Raw genomic sequence first — 20,495 nt, forward strand, 5'->3', positions numbered from 1 at the left:
CCGCCGGAGGGCATGACATGCGCCTGCACGGCTTCCGAGTGCTCACCACCGGAGCACTTCTGTTGCTCGGTCTGATCGCCGCAGCGCGCGCAGACGACCAGGGCACATCCCCGCGCATCCAGGAGGAGATCTGGGCGTTGCCGCTGCCGCTGCCGATGTTCGCTTATCTGGTCCGCCCGCTCGGCGACGGCCCCTTTCCGCTGGTCATCATGAACCACGGCGTGTCGCTGAACCCCAGGGATCGCAGCTTCTTCCCGCTGGTCGAGTTTCGCGATGCCGCGATGTGGTTTGCACGGCGCGGTTATCTCGTGGTGGCGCCGGTCGGTACCGGCTACGGCGCAGCGGCGATCGATATTCCCGAACGCGGTCTCTATGGCCCGTTCTTCTCCAAGATCGGGAAATGCGCCAATCCCAATTTCCTCGATCCGGGCCTCGCCGTCGCGCAGGTCGATCTCTGGATCATCGATTACATGGCCGCCGAAAAGCGCACCCTGCCGGAAGGCGTCATCGTCCTCGGCCAGTCCGCCGGCGGCTGGGCGGCGATCGCGCTGTCGAGCCTCAATCCGCCGCAGGTCAAGGCCATCATCGCCTTCGCGGCAGGCCGCGGCGGCCGCGTCGACGGCAAGCCCAACAACAATTGCAATCCCGACAGGCTGGTCGAAGCGACCGGCGCGTTTGGCCACACATCGCGGGTCCCGATGCTGTGGCTCTACATCGAGAACGACACGTTCTTTGGCTCGGCCCTGTCGAAGCGAATGTACGAGGCGTTCATCCGCGCCGGCGGCCGGGCCGAGTACCATCTGTTGCCGCGGTTCGGCGACGAAGGGCATTTCCTGATCGGCTCTCCCGATTCGATTCCGATCAGGTCGCCATTGGTCGAGCGGTTTGTGGACAGGGCTCGCTAGGCACCCCGGAGGAGCATCCATGGTCGGATATGGTGTCTTGGCTACCCTCGCGCTGTTGGCGGCGAGCATCGGTGCGGCGCATGGTCAGCAGGCGCCCTCACCGCCAGCCGCAGTCAACGACAGTCCCGAGGTTTCCCCGCGGGGAGCGCGTGCAGCGCGGGACGTCAAGTACGGCGAATGGCGAAAGCTCTGCTTCAACGCTGCCGGCGCCAAGACATTGTGCAGAACGACAATCACCGGCACTTTGGCGACCGGCCAGACCGCCGTGCGCGTTGATCTGGTCGAGCGCGAAGACGGCACCTCCCGGCTCCAGCTGTTCCTGCCGGTCGGGATGTACCTGCAGGCCGGGGTCAAACTGTCGGTCGACCAGCAGCAAATCCATCGCATGCCCTATACCTGGTGCGTGAGCAACATCTGCATCGCGGCCAATGTTGCCGATCCCGGACTGATCGAGGAAATGGATAGCGGAAAGGCACTCGCGATCGAGGTGGTCGACACCAGCATTCTGACGGTGACGACATCCGTGCCGCTCGACCGCTTTGCGAGCGTCCGCAAGGGAGCGCCCACGCTGATGCTCGATCAGGTCATTGACGAATAATTGAGGTTCGCGATCGCTAGACGACGCTAGCCAACAACTGCTCGATCGGCTGCATCAGCGATTTTGCCGTGAATGGCTTGGTCAGATAGGCCACGCATCCCGATGCGATCGCCGCCATGCGCGTCGCCGGGTTGTCATTCCCGGTGATGTAGATAACGGGAACGTCGACGCCCTGATCCGTCAGGCGGTGCCGCAATTCGATCCCCGAACCATCGCTGAGATTGACGTCCAGGATCAGACACAGCGCGCGATCGAAGCCGCCATCCATCAGCAAGGCATTTCCGGTCTCGAACAATCTGGATGCAAAGCCATATTCCCGCAGCAGCCGTCCGATTCCACGGAGCATCGAGGGGTTATCGTCTACGACGAAGACAATTTTGGCGGTCGGCAAATCCGGGGCCTCTACCTTGTCGCGGAATCGGAATCTCCACTTGCTGCCCAGCGTCCGTGCCCGGACAAAGGACACATCGAAATCTCACCGGCACGCGACATCGTCGCGGCCACCATTGGAGATACGCGCCGTCACAGGGCTTTCATATTGTACCATGGGACATGGACGACCGAAACCGCCCCCGGCCGATCACCCCTTGAGCTCGCCATCGAGCTCGCGCGCGCCGAGCCGCTCGGCAATCGAGACCAGCTCGGCAAGTGACTGCACCTGCATCTTCTCCATGACCTGGTGACGGTGCGCTTTGATGGTGCGTTCCGTCGTGCCGAGCTCGTAGGCGATCTGCTTGTTGATCCGACCGCGTACAATCAGATCGAACACCTGCCGCTCGCGTGGGGTCAACCTCGCCAGCAGCGCACGGAGAGTGTCGAGCCTGGTTCGCGCAGTACGGGTCAACTCGTGTCGGGCAACGGCGCGATTGATCGCTTCGATCAGCTGCTCCGACTCGATCGGCTTGGTCAGGAAATCCTCGGCCCCCGCCTTGATCGCCTGCACGGTCGTCGCCGTGTCGGCATGCCCGGTGAGGAATACGATCGGAAGTGTCGACTCCAGCTCGTTGAGACGGATCTGCAGCTCCGGGCCACTCATCCCGGGAATGCGTACGTCCAGCAGGATGCAGCCAGCCTCTTCATCGCCGGGCAATTGATCGAGCAGTTGCCGGGCCGATGCGTATGTCGCAACACGATAGCCCGCAAGCTTGAGCCTGCGCTCGAGCGCCGTACGAAACGAGGCGTCGTCATCAACAATATGCACGTAAGCGTGCATTACCCTCTCTCTTCCACCCGACTGACAAGCAAACTATTAGCACTGCCTCTTGCCAAGAAAAGAGCCCAAACGCGCTATGCCGCCAGTGGTAATGAAAGGTGGAATACCGCTCCACCGCCGGACTGGTTTTCGGCCCAGATCTGACCACTATGCGCCAGAATGATCGTCCGCGCGATCGACAGCCCGATGCCCATTCCCTGCTCCTTTGTGGTGAAGAACGGATCGAAAATCTCGTTCAGCCTGTCCTGGGGAATTCCCGGACCGGAATCGGAGATCGAAATCACGGCCGACGCCTCGCCGTTGAGTTCAGTACGGCCGATGATCGTGCGTCCGTAGGGCATCTTGGCCATTGCGTCCATGCTGTTGACCGCGAGGTTGAGAATGACCTGCTGCAATTGGACCGGGTCGCCTTTCACCCGCAGGGTCTGCGGCGACGTCTGCAGGTAGATCGCGACGTTGCGCGACGAGGCCTGCAGCTTGAGGAAATCGAATGCTTCCCGCATAATCTGGTTGAGATCGATCTCCTTCTTCTCAAATGGCGCACGCTTCAGCAGGCTGCGCATCCGGCGGATCACCTCGCTCGCACGCAGATCGTCGCGCTTGATGTCCGAAATGATCTCCCGCACCTCCTGAAGGTCAGGTGTTGGCGAAGCGAGGATCAACTCCGCCGTCTCCGCATTGGTCAGGATCGAGCCGAGCGGCTGATTCAGCTCATGGGCGATCGAGGACGACAGTTCTCCGGCGGTCGCTTGCCGATTGATGTGGGCAAGCTGGGACTGCTGATTGCTGGCTTCGACCTCGGCCTTCCGCCGCATATGCCGCTCGTGCAGCAGGAAGGCGATCAGCAAGGACTGAACCAGTACCGCCGTGGCTAGCGCAACCGCCCGCCAGCGATACCTTTCCAGGAAGCCTGGCTCACGGAAGCGGATTTCGCTGCCCTGCGGCAGACTGGCCTCGCTGACCTCCCAGCGCTCCATCTGCCGCCAATTGAAGATCGGCTTCACAGCATCGACGACCGACGGCGGCAGGTTCTCCGGCGCCTCTCCATCCAGAATCCGCAGCGCCCTTTGCGCTGCCTCGGCACCGATCAAGGACGGAACGAGAACATATCCGCCGACGCCGCCTGGCTCGAGAAAGGTCTCCGCCGGCACCACGATGGGGCGATTTGCCTTCGCCGCGACAAATGCGAGGGCATCCGAAGGTGGATAGTAGTTGCCTTTGCCGTCGCTATAGAGGCCCGTGTAGACGATCGCGCTGTGGTCAGGAAGCGCGGCGACCCGCACAACGATATCCGGCATCGGGCGTCCGACTATTTCGATAATATCGACGCCCGCAATGCCGGCCGCTGCCTGGTCTTTCCAGTTGCGAAAGATGACCTGCCGCTCCCATTCCGCGCCGACGAGCACGACGGTCTTGAGGTTCGGTACCACGGCGCGGGCGGCCGAGACGGCATCGTTGAACTTCAAGTCCAGGATGCCGCCGGTGACATAGGCAGGCGGCCGCAATCGCTTGAAATCGGCCTCTTCCACCAGCGCAAACACAATCGGCGCGTCGGGCCAAAGCTGCGGGCGCCAGCGGAGCGCAAGCTCGAGCGCCGCCGCTCCAACGACAACCACGACGCCGATCGGCCGATCGCGATATTTCACCTCGAGAAACCTCTGGAAGCTGTCCTGATAGGCCTCGCCGCCGAAGCGATTGAGATCGAGGCTCTCCGTGTAGACGGTCGTCGGAGCGTGACCGTGCGCGCTCACGGCATCCCTCAACCCGACGAAGACCTGGTAGTAGAACGGACCGCGCCGGTCGGACTGGTCGAGCACCAGCATGGAATGTGGACGCATCTGCTGCGCCCGGAGACCAGCCGGCAACAACAACGTAGCCAGCAGGATAATCAGTCCAGAGAGCCGAATTGCCTTGCCCATATCGCTCGGAGCCGGAGACCGACGGGTTCAAGAAAGCTAGCACCCCGTCATCGTCGTGAAAATTGAAAAGTAATCTAAGATTGTGTGCAGCAATTGCGAAGAGACTATCGCATTTTGCGTACCCTGTCCTTTAGGACAATGACCTCAAGACCAATAGAAGCTGTTCGATCCGTGTCGTAGTCATTGCGCGCGGACAGACATTTCGAACCGCGCGGACGTCGCAAGTTCATTACAGAGTGAGTTGGTCCATGTTCGCTCACGTCAATGTTAGACCGGCCAACGTACCGAGCATCCTCGGCGGGCTGACCGCCCAGCACGCCAATTTCATCACTAGCGAATTCCACTACAGAAAGGGCGCCGAGATCTACGGCGAGAAGGAACCCGCGGAGTACGTTTACCAGGTCGTCTCCGGCGCCGTCCGCAGCTACAAGCTGCTGTCCGACGGCCGACGCCAGATTGGCGCCTTTCATCTCGTCGGAGACATTTTCGGACTTGAGAATGCCGAATTCCATCGCTTCACGGCCGAAGCTATCGTCGACACGAATGTGCGCCTGATCAGGCGGACGAGCCTCGAACGGGTGGCCCATTCCGATTCCGCCCTGGCTCGCAATCTGCTGGTCATGACCACCAGCAACCTGCAACACGCCGAAGACCACATGCTGCTGCTCGGCCGCAAGACCGCGTTGGAGCGGGTGGCCGCGTTCCTGCTCGAAATGGATCGCCGGCTGACCGGGGTAGGCGTCGTCGCCCTGCCGATGTGCCGGCGCGATATCGCCGACTATCTCGGGCTGACCCTCGAGACCGTGTCGCGCGCGCTATCCAAACTGCACGCCTATGGGGCCCTCAACTTCCTCGGTTCGAACCAGCGCGAAATCATGCTGGTTGACCGCGAGCAGTTGGCCAGGCTGGACAATTGACCGCGACGTCACGAGGATCTCGCCTGGCGCTCGATGGTCTTCTGCAGCACTTCGAACAGGACCGCTGTCGACCAGCCGAACATCAGGATGCCGTTCATGGCGGCCATCGGCCCGATCAGCTGCCACTTCTTGACCGGAACGACGTCGCCATAGCCAAGCGTTGTGTAGTTCACAAAGGCGAAATAGAGCAGATCGCTGCCGGCGGGCGCGGCACTGCATACAAAATAGGCCAGTGACCAAACCACGATCTCCAACGTGTGGGCTAGCATCAGGATCAGCGCAGTCGCCACCATCACGCCGCTGAGTTGCAGCCCAGACCGGCCGGTGGCGCTGAAGGTGACATTGCGCAACAGTCCGATCACCGCGACGGTGAACAACGAGTGCAGCACAATATTGATCGCACTGACCGCCGATCCCACGATCAGCTGAAATAGCATCATCGCTGCCCCGCCAGCCGGGCGCGGTCATCGCGGATCCACGCCGTGATCAACTCCCAGGCGACCGCGAGAATAATTGGCCCAATGAACAGGCCCACGATGCCGTGCGCGAGCGTGCCGCCGATCACGCCGACGAAGATGACCAGCGCCGGCGTGGTCAGGCCCCGCCCCATGACCAGCGGCTTCAGCACATTGTCGAGGACGCCGACCACCAGGAAGAACAGCGTCAGCGCGAGCGCCGTCGCGAAGTCCTTGGTCGACCAGAGCCAGATGATAACGGGGAACAGCACGATCGCCGCCCCGATCTGCACGATCGCAAGCAGCATCACGACCAACGCCAGCAGCCCTGCGCTCGGAATTCCCGCCAGCTTGAAGCCGATGCCGGCCAGCAGCGCTTGCAGGACGGCGACGCCTATGACGCCCTGGGAGACCGCTCGAATCGTTGCGCCGGCAAGGTCGAGGAAGTGCTCGCTCTGCTCGGGCACGATACGGGACAGGAAGCCCCTGCACGCCGCGGCAAGCTGCCGTCCGTGGGGAAGCAGGAAACCCGCCACGACGACCGCCAGCACAAACTTCAGTGCTCCGACCCCTGCGTTGCTGGCAAACGCAAACAGGATCCCGGCCAGCGGCTTCAGATGCGGCACGACCTCGCGCAACACGGCGCGCAGATTGGTCGATGCCCGATCCCAGAGGTCATGGAGCGGGCCGCCGATCAGCGGCCAATCCCTGATCTCCGGCATCGGCGACGGCACGACGACGTTGCCGGCGCTCAGCTGTTCGGCGAGCTCCCTCACCCCCTCCACCGCCCCGATCCCGAGCCAGGCCGCCGGTCCGATGACGACACCCAATGCGATCAAGGTCAGGACCAGAGCGGCAATGCCCGCGTGGCCGGCGAGCATCGCAGTGAGCCAGTTGAATACCGGATAGAGCGCGACCGCGAGCACGGCGCTCCAGGCCAGGATCGGCACGAACGGGCGGACCAGGACGAACGACCAGTAGATCAGCAACGCCAGCAATCCGAGACGGATTGCGAGTTGGATGAACTCGTCTCCGGCCACGAGTTGGCGAGGGGTTTTCAAGGGCGCGCTTCCGATTGAGCGTCAGCAGGCACGCAGGAAGCCGTGGCATCACCTTGGCACACGCTGCTTGATCCAGATCAAGCGTCGGATGGTGCCGGCTGACAGGCTTGCCTCCGCATGATCCGGAATTTGGTCATGCACTTGCGCGCCGTGTCGATCGCGGCCGCACGCGTCACCCCGATGTGGAGGACATCATGAAGAACACCAACACCCTGCTGGCCACGATCCTGCTTGCGAGCACGATCGGCATTGGCGCAGGCCAGGCGGCCCCGCTGCCGACCAACGTCGCAGCCATGAAAGGCATGGTCGACAATGGCGTCGTTGAGGCTCGTTGGGGCGGCTGGGGTGGCGGCTGGCGCGGTGGCTGGGGCTATCGCGGCTGGCGAGGCGGCTACGGCGGCTGGGGTTATCGAGGATGGGGCGCCGCCGCTGCCGGCGCGATCGTTGGCGGAGCCATCGCGAGCTCGGCCTATGGTGGATACCCCTATTACGGCGGATATGGCTATGGTTACGGATACGGCTATTGCCCGCCTGGCGGAGGTTACGGCTACGCGCAGCCGCGCTACTATTACGGATGGTAGCGAATTTGCAACGATCTTGATGCGGATTTAGCGCTCAGGGCGACAGCAGTCCAAAGGCAAACGCGACAGTCGACACCATCCCGGCTGTCATGACGACCATTCTGAAAGCAAAATCGCCGTCGATCGCTTCAAGCCAATGACGCAACCGACCGCGAATTTGGGCCGGCCGGCATGCGCGAAGCATTTGACCAAATATGTCGCTGCCGTTCCCCATGGTGTCTACGTAGATCACGGTGGAACCGGGTGTCCAGTGCAGCTTGTGCCACACGATCGAGATCAGACGCGACAACCTGCCTAACCCAATCGGGCTATAGGAGCCGGGCGGTTGACGCCGTGACACCTGAGCGGCGTATGACCTGACAGCGTTGTCTGCTGCCAGCTGTCGCGCCGGAAGTCAGGGCGTCTCCGCGACCGGGGAAAATTTAGTTCATCAGCGCCTTGCCGCCCCGCCCTTGCCCGTCGCCGCCTCGTAGGCATCGCGATAGCCTCTGGCGATGGTCCGGACGCCGCGTCCGATGTCGTCGTAGACATCATCAGGGAGGTTCGCGAGCGACACGCGAAGCGACCATTCCGGCGCATCGAAGCCGCCTCCGTTCAACAGCACGATGCCGTGGGCCTCGGCCAGCCTGAACGCGAGATCCAGCGGATGGACACCCTTCTTCAGGTGTTCCACGGCATCATCGCCGATGTTCTTTCGAGCCCAGAACTCGAAATCGATGAGGGCGTAGTAGGCATCATAGTTCGGATTCGGGGTCAGTTTGTCGGCAAGGCCGAGGCCGTCGAGCATCGACCACAGGCGCTTGTTGACGATTTCCATGCAGGCGGCCTGATAGGCCTTGTTCACGTCCATCATCTCCGCCAGCGAGAACAGGCTCATCATGACCTGCTGCGGCAACGACAGCCCGGCGGTGTGATTGAGTGCCACGTCGCGGCTGTCGGCGACGATGCGGTCGATCAGCTTGAGCTTGCGCGGTTCGAGCGTCAGCGGCCCATAGCGCTTGTCGAGTGCCTTGACGGCCTCGTCCGGGAGCCTGGCGATCATCTTGTCGAAGACGTTGTCTTCGTTGATGGCGATGGCCCCCAACCGCCAACCCGTGCAGCCGAAATACTTCGAATAGGAGTAGACGCCGATGGTGTTGTGCGGCAATTCGCCGAGCAACGAACGGAAGCCGTGCACGAAGGTGCCATAGACGTCGTCGGTGAGGATCATCAGGTCGGGGCGCTTGGTCTTGACCAAATTGGCCAACTTGGCAATCGTCTCCTTGCTTAACGCCATCCCCGGAGGGTTGGACGGATTGACGACGAAGAAGGCCTTGATCTTCGGATCCTCCAGCTTCCTGATTTCCTCGTCGGTGAACTGGAATTTGTTTTCCTGCGGCGCCCTGATCTGAACGACCTTCAAGTCGTAGTCTTCAAGGTGCGTCATCTCGATGTAGGGCGTGAAAATCGGCGTCGCCAGGGCAATCGTATCGCCGGGCACCAGCAGCCGATTGGCCTTCAGCGACTTGAAGAGGTAGCACATCGCCGCCGTGCCGCCCTCGACCGCATAGATGTCGAATTTTCCCGCCGGCCGGGGCTCGCCACAAACCGCCCACATCAGGTACTCGTGCACGATCTTCTCGTTATGCACCAGCATGCGGTCCGGTACCGGGTAATTGTCGCCGATGATCGAATCAACCAGTTCGTGGACGAAGGCATCCGGATCGAAGCCGAATTTCTTCACCGCGAAGGGCAGCATCTCGGTCAGGAAGCTCGCGCCTGGCATGTCCTTGTGCAGTTTGAGCCAGGTCTCGAACCGCCCGGCAATGCCCTTTGCCTGCGGCATGCCGCCGATCCCAGCCGGATGCTCCATCACCCGCTTGCTCTCCGTGATGGCGAATTGGCCCAACAGGAAGAAACCTTCACGCGGCGTCGTGGCCACCCAGTTCGGATTGCCCCGTCCGGCGTTCAGGAAGGGCATCTGGCTCAGCTTCGAAGTGCTCTTCGCGAGGTTGATCAGCTCGTCCTTGATCTCGAACGGGCTCAACGCTTCGAATTTCTTTAAGGTCAGAAGATCGGCCATTTGACACTCCCGGGGCGATGCAAGCTGTTGGGATGGAGGCGGACAGGCGCCTTGCGCTCAGCATGATCGGCGGCCGGGGACGCGCCTTGATCTATGTCAACGGTCTCCGTGCAGCCGATGCGACTGCAGCGACGCACGCGTGCGTCGTCGGCAAGACGATGAAATCGCAAGGCTCCCGCAGTAGCGGTTGACATAGATCAACATCCATCTCGCCAACCACCGTCTGATGCTGACCGAAGCAGTTGCTCGCCCTTTTCGGCCCCCTGCGCGAGACCGAAGCAGGCGCATGCCGAAGCCCCGGGACAGCATGAACGGGTGACATCATGATCGATTGGCTCTTCCAGACGCTCCGCACCTATCCCGAAATCGCGATCTTCCTCTCTCTGGCCCTGGGCTACTATTTCGGATCCTTCACCTTCAAGGGTCTCGGTCTCGGCGCCGTCACCGCGACGCTGATCGCCGCGGTCATCATCGGCCAGATCGGCATTACCATCTCAGGGCCGCTCAAACCGTTTTTCTTTCTGATGTTCCTGTTTGCGATCGGATATGGCGTCGGGCCGCAGTTCGTGCGCGGCATCGCGCAGGACGGCGTTCCGCAGGCGATCTTCGCCGCCGTGGTTTGTGTCTTCTGTCTGCTCTCTGCGTATTTCGGCGCAAAGATCGCCGGCTACGACGTCGGATCGGCCATCGGGCTCTATGCCGGCTCGCAGACGATCTCCGCGTCGATGGGGCTTGCGACCGACGCCATCAATCGCCTCGGCCTGCCCGCGGACGAAGCCAAGAAGCTGCTGGATGCCATGCCGGTCGCCTATGCCGTGACCTACATTTTCGGCACGGTCGGGTCGGCGATCGTGCTGGCCCTGCTCGGTCCCGCGCTGCTCGGCATCGATCTCGAGGCCGCATGCAAGAAATATGAGGAAGAGCATGGCGGCAAGAAGGAGCTGGGTGGTCCTGGGACGGCCTGGCACCAGTTCGATGTGCGCGCCTATCGCGTTCGCGAGCGTGGGCCTGTCGTCGGCAAGACGGTCGCGCAGGCCGAGGCGCTGATTCCCGATCATCGGGTCTTCGTCCTCCGGCTTCGGCAGGGCGGCAAGATCGTGGAGGCCACTTCCGACACCGTGATCCATGCCGGCGATGTCGTCGCCGTCGCCGGCCGCCGCGATGTGCTGGTGCAGCTGATCGGCGAGCAGGCGGAGGAAGTCGACGACCGTGAGCTGCTAGCGGTGCCGATCGAGGGCGTCGATGTCTACGTGACCAGCAAGGACGTCGATGGCAAGACGCTGGAAGAACTGGCGAAGGAACCGGGCGCGCGCGGCGTATTCCTGCGCAGGATCGTGCGGGGCGCGATCGCGACCGAGATTCCGATCCTGCCGAACACCAAGATCAACCGGGGCGACATCGTCACCCTGGTCGGTCGCACCTCCGACGTGGCCGCCACGACAAAGATGCTGGGCCGGCCGGATCGCGCGACCGACGTTGCCGACGTCGCGTTCATTGGGGCAGCCATTGCGATCGGCGCCCTGGTCGGCGCCTTCGTCTACAAGATCGGGAGCGTGCCGCTCACCCTGTCCACCTCCGGCGGCGCGCTGATCTCCGGTCTGTTTTTCGGCTGGCTCCGATCCGTGCACCCGACGTTCGGCCGCATCCCGTCACCCACCGTGTGGTTCATGAACTCGGTCGGCCTGAACGTCTTCATTGCCGTGGTCGGCATCTCCTCGGGACCGGGATTTGTCGCCGGATTGCAGAAGCTCGGCTTTAGCCTGTTCCTCTGGGGCGTCGTCGTGACCACCGTGCCGCTGATCCTGGCGATGTTTGTCGGCAAATACGTATTCCGTTTCCACGACGCGATCCTGCTCGGATGCTGCTCCGGCGCGCGTACGACCACCGCATCGCTCGGCATGATCAACGATCGCGCCAAGAGCCAGATTCCCGGCCTTGGCTACACCGTCACCTACGCGGTCGGAAACACGCTGCTGACGATCTGGGGCATGGTGCTGGTGATGATGATGACCTAGCCGCGGCCCGGACCATGTCGATCTGGCTGCAGCAGTTTCTGGTTCGCTATCCGGAACTCGCGTTATTTCTGGTGATCGCGGCGGGCTACTGGATCGGAAGCTTCAGGATCGGCGCTTTCAGCCTTGGCCCGGTAACCGGCGCGCTCTTCGCCGGCCTCGCGGTCGGCGACTTCGCGCATGTGCCGGTCTCCGGCATGACGAAATCGTTCCTGTTCCTGCTGTTCCTATTCGGGGTTGGCTATTCGGTCGGACCGCAATTCGTGCTGGCGATGAAACGCGATGGATTGAAGCCGATGCTGATGGCCGTCGTCGTGAGCCTAACCGGCCTTGCGACCGCGATCGTTGTGACACGCGCGCTGCAACTCGACCCCGGTTTTGCGGCCGGGCTGATGTCCGGCGCCCTGAGTCAGAGCGCTGCAATGGGAACGGCGACCGACGCGGTCAACGGACTGCCGGTGTCCGACGCACAGCGCGCGCTGTTCGTTTCGCACATCGCAGTCGCCGATGCGGTCTGCTACATCTTCGGCTATGCCGGCGTGATCACATTCTGCACGATCGTCGTTCCGGCGCTGCTCAAGATCGATCTGAAGACGGAAGCGCTCAAGCTGGAACAGACGCTAGGCATCACGCGCGCCAAGCCGGGGCTGGCGTCGGCCTGGCGCAAATTCGAAATGCGCGCCTACCGGCTAGATGATGAAGCGGCGATCGCCGGACTGACGGTCGCGGCCGCCGAAGCCCGCGTGCCCGGACAACGCGTGTTCATTCATCGCATCCGCCGCGGCGAGCGCATTCTCGAGGCGGAGCCTGGAACGGTGCTGGCGGCCGGCGATGTCATCGCGCTGTCAGCAGCGCGCCAGATCATCGTCGAGCTGATCGAACCGCGCGGCGAGGAGGTCGAGGACCGGGAGTTGCTCGATATCCCGCTGGTCTCGGCCGACGTGTTCCTGATCAACGCAAAACTCGCGGGCACCAGTCTCCAGCAGGCGTCGGAACAGAGCTGGTCGCGCGGCCTCTACTTGCGCGCGGTGAGCCGCGGTGGTGAAGCGCTTCCGATCGCCGCCGGCACGGTCCTGCAGCGCGGCGATCTGCTTCGCATCGTCGGTTCTGACGCCGTGGTGCAGAACGCCGCCAAGAGCATCGGCGTCATCGTTGCGCCGAGCAACACCATCGATTTCGTCGTGCTGGGGCTAGCGATTTTCCTCGGCGGCCTGATTGGCGTTCTCGCGGGATTTACGGTTGGTGGCGTCACGATCTCGCTGAGCACCAGCGTCGGCACGCTGCTCGCCGGACTTCTGGTCGGCTATCTGCGCACGCGTCTACCGTATTTCGGCCGGATCCCCGACGGCGCCATCAGCCTGATGACGTCACTCGGACTGGCGGCGTTCGTCGGCCTGACCGGAATTCATGCCGGCCCGATCTTCCTATCCGCCATCAAGGAATCCGGCATCGGCCTGTTGCTGGGCGGCATGATCGTCACCCTGCTGCCGCAGATCGTCGGCTTCTGCTTCGGCCATTTCGTGTTGCGCATGAACCCTATCCTCCTGCTCGGCGCATTGACCGGGGCACAGACGGTCACGGCAGCGATGGCTGCCATTCAGGAGCGTTCCGGCAGCTCCGTGGTGGTGCTTGGCTATACGCCCGCCTATCGATCTCGAATATTCTGCTGACGACCTGGGGATCGGTCATGGTGGTGGTCTTCGCCGGATGAGCCAACGCACCTCGATGCTCAGGTTTTAGTCGAGCGGCGGACGGCGGGTATGCCAGTCGGTTGCGGATTGAAATGCGTGGCCGGCCCGGGCAAGCACGTCTTCGGACAGATGCGGGCCGACCAGCTGCATGCTCAAGGGCATATTGTCCGAAGCAAGGCCCATCGGCAGGGTTATCGTCGGGCTGCCGCTGAAATCGAACACGGCGGTAAAGCGCAGGATGCTCAGCAGCACATTTGGGTCGGCGCCGTATTCGCCCATCTTGGTGAGCGTCGGGATCGGCACGGGCATCGTCGGGATAAGCAGAAGGTCGATATCCCCGAACAACGCAGCCAGGCTGCCGCTGAACTTCAGCCGCTCATGGTGGACGGCGGCGATCTCGATGCCGCTCATCGACCGTCCCTGCTCGATCAGTTGCGCGAGGTCGGGGCCATATTCCGATTTGCGCGACGGATAGGTCCCGAGATGAGCCTCCGCCGTCTCAATCGAGCACATCGGAATCCACATGCTGACAAGCTTCTCGTAGGCCGGGAACTTGATCTCGCGAATGTCGGCGCCGAGATCCGCAAGCATGCGCTCGGCATCCTTCAAGGCCGCCACCACCTGAGGGTCAATTCCCTCCTGGGTATATTTGCGATCGACCCCGATCCTCAGGCCACGGATGCCGTCCCCGAGTCCGGCCAGATAGTTCGGCACCGGCGCTCGCAAGGTCGTCGGATCGTTGATGTCCGCACCCGCGATGACACCGAGCATCGCTGCGGCGTCGGCCGCGCTCCGGCACATTGGCCCGACATGATCGAGCGAGTCGGCCAGCGGGAAGACGCCGTGCCGGCTGACACGGCCCCAGGTCGGCTTGATCCCGGTCAACCCGCAGGTCGCCGACGGGAACCTGATCGAGCCTCCCGTATCACTGCCGATCGAGCCGTAGCAGAGGCCCGCCGACGTCGCCACGCCAGAACCGCTCGACGAGGAGCCGACCCAATAGTCGATATTCCAGGGATTGAGCGGCGCCTGATCGTTGGGATGATGGCTGGTATAGGCCCCCTCGGTCATCTTGAGCTTGCCGAGCGTGACAGCGCCGGCGCGCTCAAGCCGATCGACAATCGTGGCATTGAAGGACGGCACGAAGTTGGCGTGGATCGTCGTGCCGCCCGCGGTCGGCGCAAATGTCGTGTAGCAGAGGTCCTTCAACCCGATCGGAACGCCGTGCAACGGACCGCGCCAAATGCCCCTGCCGATTTCGTCGTCGCAACGCTCCGCCTGCGCCATCGCTCGCTCCGCAAGAACGGTAGCGTAACCGTGGAATTTTCCGTCCAGCTTCGCGATTCGACTCAGGATCGCTGCGGTGACTTCCGACGACAGCGGTTCGCCCCGGCGGAACAACTCCGAGATCTCGGTGATCGACTTGTAATGCAATGGATCCGCTGACATCTGACGCCCTGCTGCTATTGAAAATATCATCACCGGCCGCGCCGTCGTCGGCGCGGTCGCGCTCCTCGTCGCGTCAAAGCGCCTAGAACTGCACCCCACGGGTCAAGGCGCCGTCGACCACGAGGTTTGTCCCCGTGATGAAGCTCGCCGCCTTGCTGGCAAGGAATACGGCGGCGTTCGCCATTTCCTGCGGCGTACCCATTCGCCCCGTCGGGTTCAGCGCCAGCGCGGTCTTGTACAGCTCGGGATTCCCGTCCTTGATCATGTTCCAGACGCCGCCCTCGAAATAGGTATTTCCCGGCGACACCGAGTTCGCGCGAATGCTCTTGCTGGCAAGCTGGTAGGCCAGGCCCTGCGTGTAATGGATGATAGCGGCCTTGAAGGTCCCATAGGGGCCGCTCGCAAAGTCGACCTCACGGCCCGACACGCTGGAGATGGTGACGATTGCAGCAGCCTTGCTCTTTTCCAGATAGGGCATCGCGGCGTTGACCAGCCGCACCGTACCCATCATGTCGGTCGAGAACTCTTTCTCCCAGCTCTCTTCGTCCTGTCCGATCGACAGCGCGCTGACATTGGCGACGACGACATCGATGCCGCCGAGCTTCGAGGCCATATCGCCGACCCAGGCTTTCAGCGCCGGGCCGTTGGAGACGTCGACCGCACCGCCAAACGCCGCAACGCCCTTCGCCTTTATATCAGCGACCGCGCGATCCACATCGGCCTGGTTGCGCGCGCAAATGCCGACATCGGCGCCTTCGGCGGCGAAGGTGTCGGCGATCGCCCGACCGATCCCCTTGGTGCTGCCCGTGACGAGAACCTTTGCTCCTTTGAGTCCCAGATCCATGTCCGTTCCCTCCATTTATTGTCGACTTTAAAGCGCGCGATTCCCGGCCATGCCGCCGCGGCCTGTCAGAGCAAGAGCTGGGCGCGGACATTGTCCGCATCGACCTGCTCGCCGGCCAGCGACCGCGTGATCTTACCCTTCTCCATGATGTAGCAGCGCTCGGCGATCGCCAGGATGGTGTCGAGATTCTGCTCGACGAAGATGATCGTGGTACCGAGTTCGTCCCTGAACGATTTCAGCGCGTCGCAGATATGCTGCACGATTGACGGCTGGATGCCCTCGGACGGTTCGTCCAGGATCATCAGGGCCGGATTGCCGATCAGCGCACGTCCGATGGCGAGCTGCTGCTGCTCACCGCCCGACATGGTGCCGGCCGCCTGCCGCCGTCGCTCCTTCAGACGCGGAAAATACTCATAGACCAATTCCGGCAACTTCTTTCCGTCGGGCCCGCCGATCAGTTCGCCGACCTGCAGGTTCTCCTCGACGCTCATTTGCGGAAAGACGTCGCGGCCTTGTGGAATATAGCCGAAGCCGGCCCGCGCCCGCGCGTCGGCCTCGAGCTGGGTCACGTCCCGGCCCATAAAGGTGATCGTGCCACGCCAGGTCTGCAGCAGTCCGATCAGGCAGCGCATCAGGGTGGACTTGCCGACGCCATTGCGGCCGATCACGCCGACGATCTCGCCGCGTGCGACCTGCATGCTGACGCCCTGCAGGATCGGCGTCGCGCCGTAACCTGCCCAGAGTCCCGAAACGTCCAGGATGCGATCAGTGGGCATGGGCCTTACCCAGATAGATTTCCGCGACCTTCTCGTCCTGCAGGATGGCCTCCAGGCTGCCGCGGGCAAATATCTTGCCGAGGTGCAGCACGGTCACCCGCTGCGCGACCTGGCGCACAAACGCCATGTCGTGCTCGACGACCAGAACCGTCATTCCCTCTGAATTGAACGACTTGATCAGCTCGCCGGTCTTGAAGGTTTCCTCCGGCGACATGCCGGCCGTCGGCTCGTCAAGCAGCAGGAGCTGCGGCTTGAGCGCCAGCGCCATCCCGATCTCCAGCCACTGCTGCTGGCCGTGCGACAGCGCGCCCGCGAGCTTGCCGCTGTCCGGCGCCAGATCGAGCAGCGTCAGCAGACGGTCCTCCTCGGCGCTGCGCTCCGCACCAGAAAAGCGCTCCTGCAGTGCAATCTGGATATTCTGCCGCACCGGCAGTTCCTTGAACACGCTTGGCGCCTGCATCTTGATGCTCATGCCTCGCTGCACGCGGGCATGGGGGCGCTCGTTGGTGATATCGACAGTATCGAAGAAAATGCTGCCCTTGGTCGGCGGATAGAGTCCGACGATCAGCTTGAACAGCGTGCTTTTCCCGGCCCCGTTGGGCCCGATCAGGCAATGAATTTCTCCGGTGTTGACGGTGAGATCGACGTCGGAGACGGCGGTCAATCCACCGAAGCGCTTGGATACGCCCTGCACATCGACAAGCGCCATGGTCAGGTCTCATCCGACTGGAGGCGGCCGGCGGCCAGCGCGGGGCCGGAGTCAGGCCGGCGGCGCCTGGTCCACCAATCGACGACAAGCTTGCCGATGCCGAGCACAAAGCCTTGCGGCGCCAGCATCACGGTGGCAAGGAGCAACGCGCCCATCAGCACCAGCGCCGCCTGCTGGCTGTAGATCGTGATGGTCTGGAAGCCGAAAAGCAACAGGAAGGACCCGACCAGCGTCGCGGTCAGATCGCTGCGTCCGGAGAATGCGACCCACACGATCGGCATGGCCGCCGCCGGGAGGCCGATGCTCGACGGCGTGATGAACTGTCCCCAGGAGGTGTACAGCGCGCCGCTGAGGCCGGCGAGGCCGCTGCCGATCACGAAGGTCAGAAGCTGATACTTGCGGACGTCGTAGCCGAGCATCTCGGCGCGCTGCGGATTTTCCCGCGTCGCCACGATCACGTTGCCGACGCTTGAATTTACCAGCATGCGCAGCGCGACGTAGACGATCACGATCAGGGCGATCATGACGTAGTAGAGCGCCGAACCCTCGATATAGAAGTCGCCGACGGCAAGCGGATCCATGCCCTTCATGCCGTTGAAGCCGTTCAGCCGCGCGGTGCCGATGTGCCATTCCGGCCCCGCCGTCTGTCCGAGGAAGAAGGCGAGGACAAGCGTCGCCGAGAGGGTGACGATGCCAAAGAAGATGCCGCTGATGCCGCCCCAGATCATGAAGTAGCCGAGAATTCCGGCCGCAACCATCGCGACAATGACCGAAAGGACGAGCGCGGCGATCGTCATCGTGCCACCGCCCATGTTGATCGCCAGCACGCCGTATCCGTAACCGGCGACGCCGAAAAACAAGGTTTGGCCGAACGACAGCATACCGCCATAGCCCCACATCAGGCACAGGCCGAGCGCCATGAAGATCCAGATCAGGAAGTAGGAGAAGTTGCCGACATCATAGGAATCGGCGAACAGCGGATAGATCAGCGCGCCCGCCAGCACCGCGAGGAAGCAGGACCAGAAGATCTTTCCCCGTCCGAGGGTCTGTGGGCCTTCAAGCAGTTTCAACATCAAGAGAATTCCCGTCTAGCGCCCACGCCGAACCAATACGCTGGAAAGTCCTTCAGGCAGAACACGAACGATCAGGATGACGGCAACCAGCATGCCGATCTGGCCGATGATCTGGCCGTAGCTCGCATTCAATGCCATTCGGATCATCGCCAGGAACACCGCGGCCGGCGCGGTTCCGAGCAGCACATTCGCGCCTCCGATCACGACGGTGACAAAGCTCTCGACCACGAAGGTCGCGCCCATGGTCGGGATCAGCGTCATGGTCGGGGCGTACAGTGCCCCGCAGAGCCCCGCGAGGGCCGTCCCGATGCCGAAACTGATGGAGTAGATTCGCCCGGTGCGCGCCCCAAGCGCCTTCGCCATCGCCGCGTTCTGCATCGTCGCACGCGCGATCACGCCAAAGCGGGTCTTCATGAAGATGATGTACAGCCCGGCCAGCACCGCCACCGCGCAGCCGAACAAGATGAGCCGGTAGGTCGAGAAAGTGTATTCGCCGATCGCAAAGCTTCCCTCGGGCGTGCCGATGCCCCGCACCGCAGAGCCGACGATCAGGAGCATCGACTGCGTGACGATCAGACTGAGGCCCCAGGTCGCGAGCAGCGAGTCGAGTGGACGCTTGTAGAAGCGCCGCACGATGAGAAATTCGACGGCAACGCCAATGATGCCCGCGGTCAGCGCGGCCAGGATCTGGGCGATCGGCAGCGGCACGCCGAGATTCACCAGGCCGACCGTCACATAGGCGCCGCACATGATGAACTCGCCATGCGCCATGTTGATGACGCCCATCATGCCGAACACGATGGCAAGGCCCGCCGCCGAGAGGATCAGGAACGCGAAGACGTCGGCGAACTGATAGAATACCGAGAAGAGTTCAGCCGACATCCTGGTCTCCGTATTCGCGGCGCCGCATCATCGCGGCGCCGGCGTGGTTCAAGGTCGCGACATCTGACACACCTGACACGGCTGTCACGCGTGACGCCAGCAAGATCCGTGCCCGCCGCGCGTCACGACTTGTTCGGAAGATGGCTCGGCGTGTACTGATCCTTGTCGTTCTTCTTGGTGAGGTCGCAGCCGATCTCGCCGAGCCAGTAGGGCTGGATCGTGCCGTAGTCCTTCTCCACGGTCACCTCATGCTTGGGCCCGACCGAGATCAGGCGCATGCGGTGCGAGGTATGCTGGCTCTTCGGATCGATGCAGACCTTGCCTTCGGGCGCGTCGATGCAGGCATCACCCGCCGCGATCACCTTGCGCATATCCTCGAGCTTGATCGACTTCGCCTTCTCGACCAGCGTCTTGTACATGTAGAGCGCGTTGTAGGCGTTGTAGCCCATGTCGTTGATGTAGAGCTCGTCCGGGAATTTGGCGTGCCAGCGCTTTTTGAAGTCATTGGCTTCGGGCGTGTCGATTTCTTCGAACCAGTTTGCGGTGGCATGCATGTTATTGAGGGCCGGCGGTTTGAACCGCTTGTGCTCGAAGCCGAGCATGACCTTGATCGACGAGCCCATCGGCAAATTGAGGTTTGCCGCGGCGGCCTGCTCGAAGAACGAGTCCTGCGCAGCGCCGACATTGATCGTCAGCAACCAATCCGGCTTGGCCTTCTGGATGTTCTGGATCGTCTGCGCGAACTGCGAGACGCCGAGCGGGATGAACTCCTCGCCCACCACCTCGCCGCCGAGATCCTTCATGATCTTGCGGTTCCACTCCGCCGAGATCTGGCCGAAATTGTAGTCGGCGGCGATGACGTAGACCTTCTTGCCGAATTTCTGGACCATCCACGGAATTAGCGTCGAGAACTGCTGCTCGGGCACGGCGCCCATGCTGACCATGCTGGCGTCGCAGACCCCGCCCTCATACTGGTTGGTGTAGAAATATGGCGTGGTGGTGCGATCCACGATCGGCCGCAGCGCCTCGCGCGAGGCCGAGGTGATGCCGCCGATCAGCACGTCGACCTTGTCGCGGTTGAGCAGCCGCCGGCCGAATTCCTGGTACCGCGCATTGTCGCCCTGCGGATCGAGATGGATCAATTCGATCTGCCGCCCGAGGATGCCGCCGCTCTTGTTGATCTCTTCGACCGCAAGCTGCGAGCCGTGCAGCTTCGGCATGCCCATGAATGCCAGGTCGCCGGAGACGTCTTCGAGCAGACCGATCTTCAGTGGCGGCTCGGCCGCCTGAGCGGCACCAATTGCCGCGGTCCCCAGCATTGCACCAAGCAAAGCCATTCCAGCTAGTC

20 protein-coding genes are annotated in these 20,495 nt (G+C 62.6%); 6 read left to right on the top strand and 14 right to left on the bottom strand.

The window, feature by feature from the left end; all coding sequences use genetic code 11:
- The first annotated feature begins 17 nt into the window (after positions 1–17).
- Entirely contained in the window at positions 18–905 is an 888-nt protein-coding gene (locus XH93_RS33870) for a S9 family peptidase (protein ID WP_194470806.1), read from the top strand.
- Positions 906–960: 55 nt separating this feature from the next.
- Positions 961–1,503, top strand: coding sequence for an invasion associated locus B family protein (locus XH93_RS33875; RefSeq protein ID WP_246799369.1), 543 nt, complete (start codon positions 961–963; stop codon positions 1,501–1,503).
- Positions 1,504–1,519: 16 nt separating this feature from the next.
- Here the strand turns inward: XH93_RS33875 and XH93_RS33880 are convergent, their stop codons facing one another.
- The 3 genes from XH93_RS33880 to XH93_RS33890 all read right to left on the bottom strand — a co-directional run bounded on the left by XH93_RS33880 (position 1,520) and on the right by XH93_RS33890 (position 4,635).
- Positions 1,520–1,969 carry a response regulator transcription factor gene (locus XH93_RS33880; RefSeq protein ID WP_371814839.1) on the bottom strand — a complete coding sequence of 150 codons (450 nt, stop codon included), beginning with the start codon at positions 1,967–1,969 and terminating at the stop codon, positions 1,520–1,522.
- A 114-nt stretch (positions 1,970–2,083) separates the two neighbouring features.
- Complete coding sequence (locus XH93_RS33885) at positions 2,084–2,716, bottom strand: response regulator transcription factor (protein ID WP_194470808.1); 633 nt, start codon at positions 2,714–2,716, stop codon at positions 2,084–2,086.
- A 74-nt stretch (positions 2,717–2,790) separates the two neighbouring features.
- Complete coding sequence (locus XH93_RS33890) at positions 2,791–4,635, bottom strand: ABC transporter substrate binding protein (protein ID WP_194470809.1); 1,845 nt, start codon at positions 4,633–4,635, stop codon at positions 2,791–2,793.
- A 248-nt stretch (positions 4,636–4,883) separates the two neighbouring features.
- Between XH93_RS33890 and XH93_RS33895 the strand changes: the two genes are divergently transcribed.
- On the top strand, positions 4,884–5,552 hold the full coding sequence (locus tag XH93_RS33895; protein WP_194470810.1) for a helix-turn-helix domain-containing protein: 669 nt from the start codon (positions 4,884–4,886) through the stop codon (positions 5,550–5,552).
- Between the two features lie 8 nt (positions 5,553–5,560).
- On the opposite strand, the gene XH93_RS33900 is transcribed toward XH93_RS33895, so the two are convergent.
- Positions 5,561–5,989 (bottom strand): potassium channel family protein, encoded by a 429-nt coding sequence (locus XH93_RS33900; RefSeq protein WP_172628394.1) that lies wholly within the window; start codon positions 5,987–5,989, stop codon positions 5,561–5,563.
- The gene (locus XH93_RS33905) at positions 5,989–7,068 is read right to left on the bottom strand and encodes an AI-2E family transporter (RefSeq protein ID WP_194470811.1); all 1,080 of its coding nucleotides are present in this window, start codon (positions 7,066–7,068) and stop codon (positions 5,989–5,991) included. Before XH93_RS33905 ends, XH93_RS33900 begins: the two co-directional genes overlap by 1 nt.
- Positions 7,069–7,262: 194 nt before the next feature.
- Between XH93_RS33905 and XH93_RS33910 the strand changes: the two genes are divergently transcribed.
- The gene (locus tag XH93_RS33910) at positions 7,263–7,649 is read left to right on the top strand and encodes a hypothetical protein (protein WP_246799370.1); all 387 of its coding nucleotides are present in this window, start codon (positions 7,263–7,265) and stop codon (positions 7,647–7,649) included.
- Positions 7,650–7,683: 34 nt separating this feature from the next.
- Here the strand turns inward: XH93_RS33910 and XH93_RS33915 are convergent, their stop codons facing one another.
- On the bottom strand, positions 7,684–7,938 hold the full coding sequence (locus tag XH93_RS33915; protein ID WP_194470812.1) for a hypothetical protein: 255 nt from the start codon (positions 7,936–7,938) through the stop codon (positions 7,684–7,686).
- Between the two features lie 141 nt (positions 7,939–8,079).
- Entirely contained in the window at positions 8,080–9,711 is a 1,632-nt protein-coding gene (gene aspD, locus XH93_RS33920; RefSeq protein WP_194470813.1) for an aspartate 4-decarboxylase, read from the bottom strand.
- Between the two features lie 323 nt (positions 9,712–10,034).
- On the opposite strand from aspD, the gene aspT reads away from it, so the two are divergent.
- Positions 10,035–11,726 carry an aspartate-alanine antiporter gene (gene aspT / locus XH93_RS33925; protein WP_194470814.1) on the top strand — a complete coding sequence of 564 codons (1,692 nt, stop codon included), beginning with the start codon at positions 10,035–10,037 and terminating at the stop codon, positions 11,724–11,726.
- A 14-nt stretch (positions 11,727–11,740) separates the two neighbouring features.
- Positions 11,741–13,393: a TrkA C-terminal domain-containing protein gene (locus tag XH93_RS33930; RefSeq protein ID WP_246799371.1), complete on the top strand. Its 1,653-nt coding sequence runs from the start codon at positions 11,741–11,743 to the stop codon at positions 13,391–13,393.
- A 66-nt stretch (positions 13,394–13,459) separates the two neighbouring features.
- Here the strand turns inward: XH93_RS33930 and XH93_RS33935 are convergent, their stop codons facing one another.
- From XH93_RS33935 to XH93_RS33965, 7 genes are all read right to left on the bottom strand, one after another.
- Complete coding sequence (locus XH93_RS33935; RefSeq protein WP_194470815.1) at positions 13,460–14,863, bottom strand: amidase; 1,404 nt, start codon at positions 14,861–14,863, stop codon at positions 13,460–13,462.
- Positions 14,864–14,945: 82 nt separating this feature from the next.
- Positions 14,946–15,707: an SDR family NAD(P)-dependent oxidoreductase gene (locus XH93_RS33940; protein ID WP_139864361.1), complete on the bottom strand. Its 762-nt coding sequence runs from the start codon at positions 15,705–15,707 to the stop codon at positions 14,946–14,948.
- Positions 15,708–15,772: 65 nt separating this feature from the next.
- Complete coding sequence (locus XH93_RS33945) at positions 15,773–16,483, bottom strand: ABC transporter ATP-binding protein (protein WP_139484850.1); 711 nt, start codon at positions 16,481–16,483, stop codon at positions 15,773–15,775.
- Complete coding sequence (locus XH93_RS33950) at positions 16,473–17,192, bottom strand: ABC transporter ATP-binding protein (RefSeq protein ID WP_194470816.1); 720 nt, start codon at positions 17,190–17,192, stop codon at positions 16,473–16,475. The genes XH93_RS33945 and XH93_RS33950 overlap by 11 nt, the downstream gene beginning before the upstream one ends.
- A gap of 2 nt (positions 17,193–17,194) precedes the next feature.
- Positions 17,195–18,265, bottom strand: a complete 1,071-nt coding sequence (locus XH93_RS33955; RefSeq protein ID WP_194470817.1) for a branched-chain amino acid ABC transporter permease — start codon at positions 18,263–18,265, stop codon at positions 17,195–17,197.
- Between the two features lie 15 nt (positions 18,266–18,280).
- Entirely contained in the window at positions 18,281–19,147 is an 867-nt protein-coding gene (locus tag XH93_RS33960) for a branched-chain amino acid ABC transporter permease (RefSeq protein ID WP_194470818.1), read from the bottom strand.
- Between the two features lie 122 nt (positions 19,148–19,269).
- Positions 19,270–20,484 (bottom strand): urea ABC transporter substrate-binding protein, encoded by a 1,215-nt coding sequence (locus XH93_RS33965; protein WP_139484846.1) that lies wholly within the window; start codon positions 20,482–20,484, stop codon positions 19,270–19,272.
- Between the last annotated feature and the right edge of the window lie 11 nt (positions 20,485–20,495).

Origin of the sequence: Bradyrhizobium sp. CCBAU 51753, assembly GCF_015291565.1 — a bacterium.
GTDB lineage: Bacteria > Pseudomonadota > Alphaproteobacteria > Rhizobiales > Xanthobacteraceae > Bradyrhizobium > Bradyrhizobium ivorense.

Excerpts from the sequence above, each read along its gene's own strand:
- XH93_RS33870 (WP_194470806.1), top strand. The coding sequence starts at position 18 with ATGCGCCTGCACGGCTTCCGAGTGCTCACCACCGGAGCACTTCTGTTG.
- XH93_RS33885 (WP_194470808.1), bottom strand. The coding sequence starts at position 2,716 with ATGCACGCTTACGTGCATATTGTTGATGACGACGCCTCGTTTCGTACG.
- XH93_RS33890 (WP_194470809.1), bottom strand. The coding sequence starts at position 4,635 with ATGGGCAAGGCAATTCGGCTCTCTGGACTGATTATCCTGCTGGCTACG.
- XH93_RS33895 (WP_194470810.1), top strand. The coding sequence starts at position 4,884 with ATGTTCGCTCACGTCAATGTTAGACCGGCCAACGTACCGAGCATCCTC.
- XH93_RS33900 (WP_172628394.1), bottom strand. The coding sequence starts at position 5,989 with ATGCTATTTCAGCTGATCGTGGGATCGGCGGTCAGTGCGATCAATATT.
- XH93_RS33910 (WP_246799370.1), top strand. The coding sequence starts at position 7,263 with ATGAAGAACACCAACACCCTGCTGGCCACGATCCTGCTTGCGAGCACG.
- aspD (WP_194470813.1), bottom strand. The coding sequence starts at position 9,711 with ATGGCCGATCTTCTGACCTTAAAGAAATTCGAAGCGTTGAGCCCGTTC.
- aspT (WP_194470814.1), top strand. The coding sequence starts at position 10,035 with ATGATCGATTGGCTCTTCCAGACGCTCCGCACCTATCCCGAAATCGCG.
- XH93_RS33930 (WP_246799371.1), top strand. The coding sequence starts at position 11,741 with ATGTCGATCTGGCTGCAGCAGTTTCTGGTTCGCTATCCGGAACTCGCG.
- XH93_RS33935 (WP_194470815.1), bottom strand. The coding sequence starts at position 14,863 with ATGTCAGCGGATCCATTGCATTACAAGTCGATCACCGAGATCTCGGAG.
- XH93_RS33940 (WP_139864361.1), bottom strand. The coding sequence starts at position 15,707 with ATGGATCTGGGACTCAAAGGAGCAAAGGTTCTCGTCACGGGCAGCACC.
- XH93_RS33945 (WP_139484850.1), bottom strand. The coding sequence starts at position 16,483 with ATGCCCACTGATCGCATCCTGGACGTTTCGGGACTCTGGGCAGGTTAC.
- XH93_RS33950 (WP_194470816.1), bottom strand. The coding sequence starts at position 17,192 with ATGGCGCTTGTCGATGTGCAGGGCGTATCCAAGCGCTTCGGTGGATTG.
- XH93_RS33955 (WP_194470817.1), bottom strand. The coding sequence starts at position 18,265 with ATGTTGAAACTGCTTGAAGGCCCACAGACCCTCGGACGGGGAAAGATC.
- XH93_RS33960 (WP_194470818.1), bottom strand. The coding sequence starts at position 19,147 with ATGTCGGCTGAACTCTTCTCGGTATTCTATCAGTTCGCCGACGTCTTC.
- XH93_RS33965 (WP_139484846.1), bottom strand. The coding sequence starts at position 20,484 with ATGGCTTTGCTTGGTGCAATGCTGGGGACCGCGGCAATTGGTGCCGCT.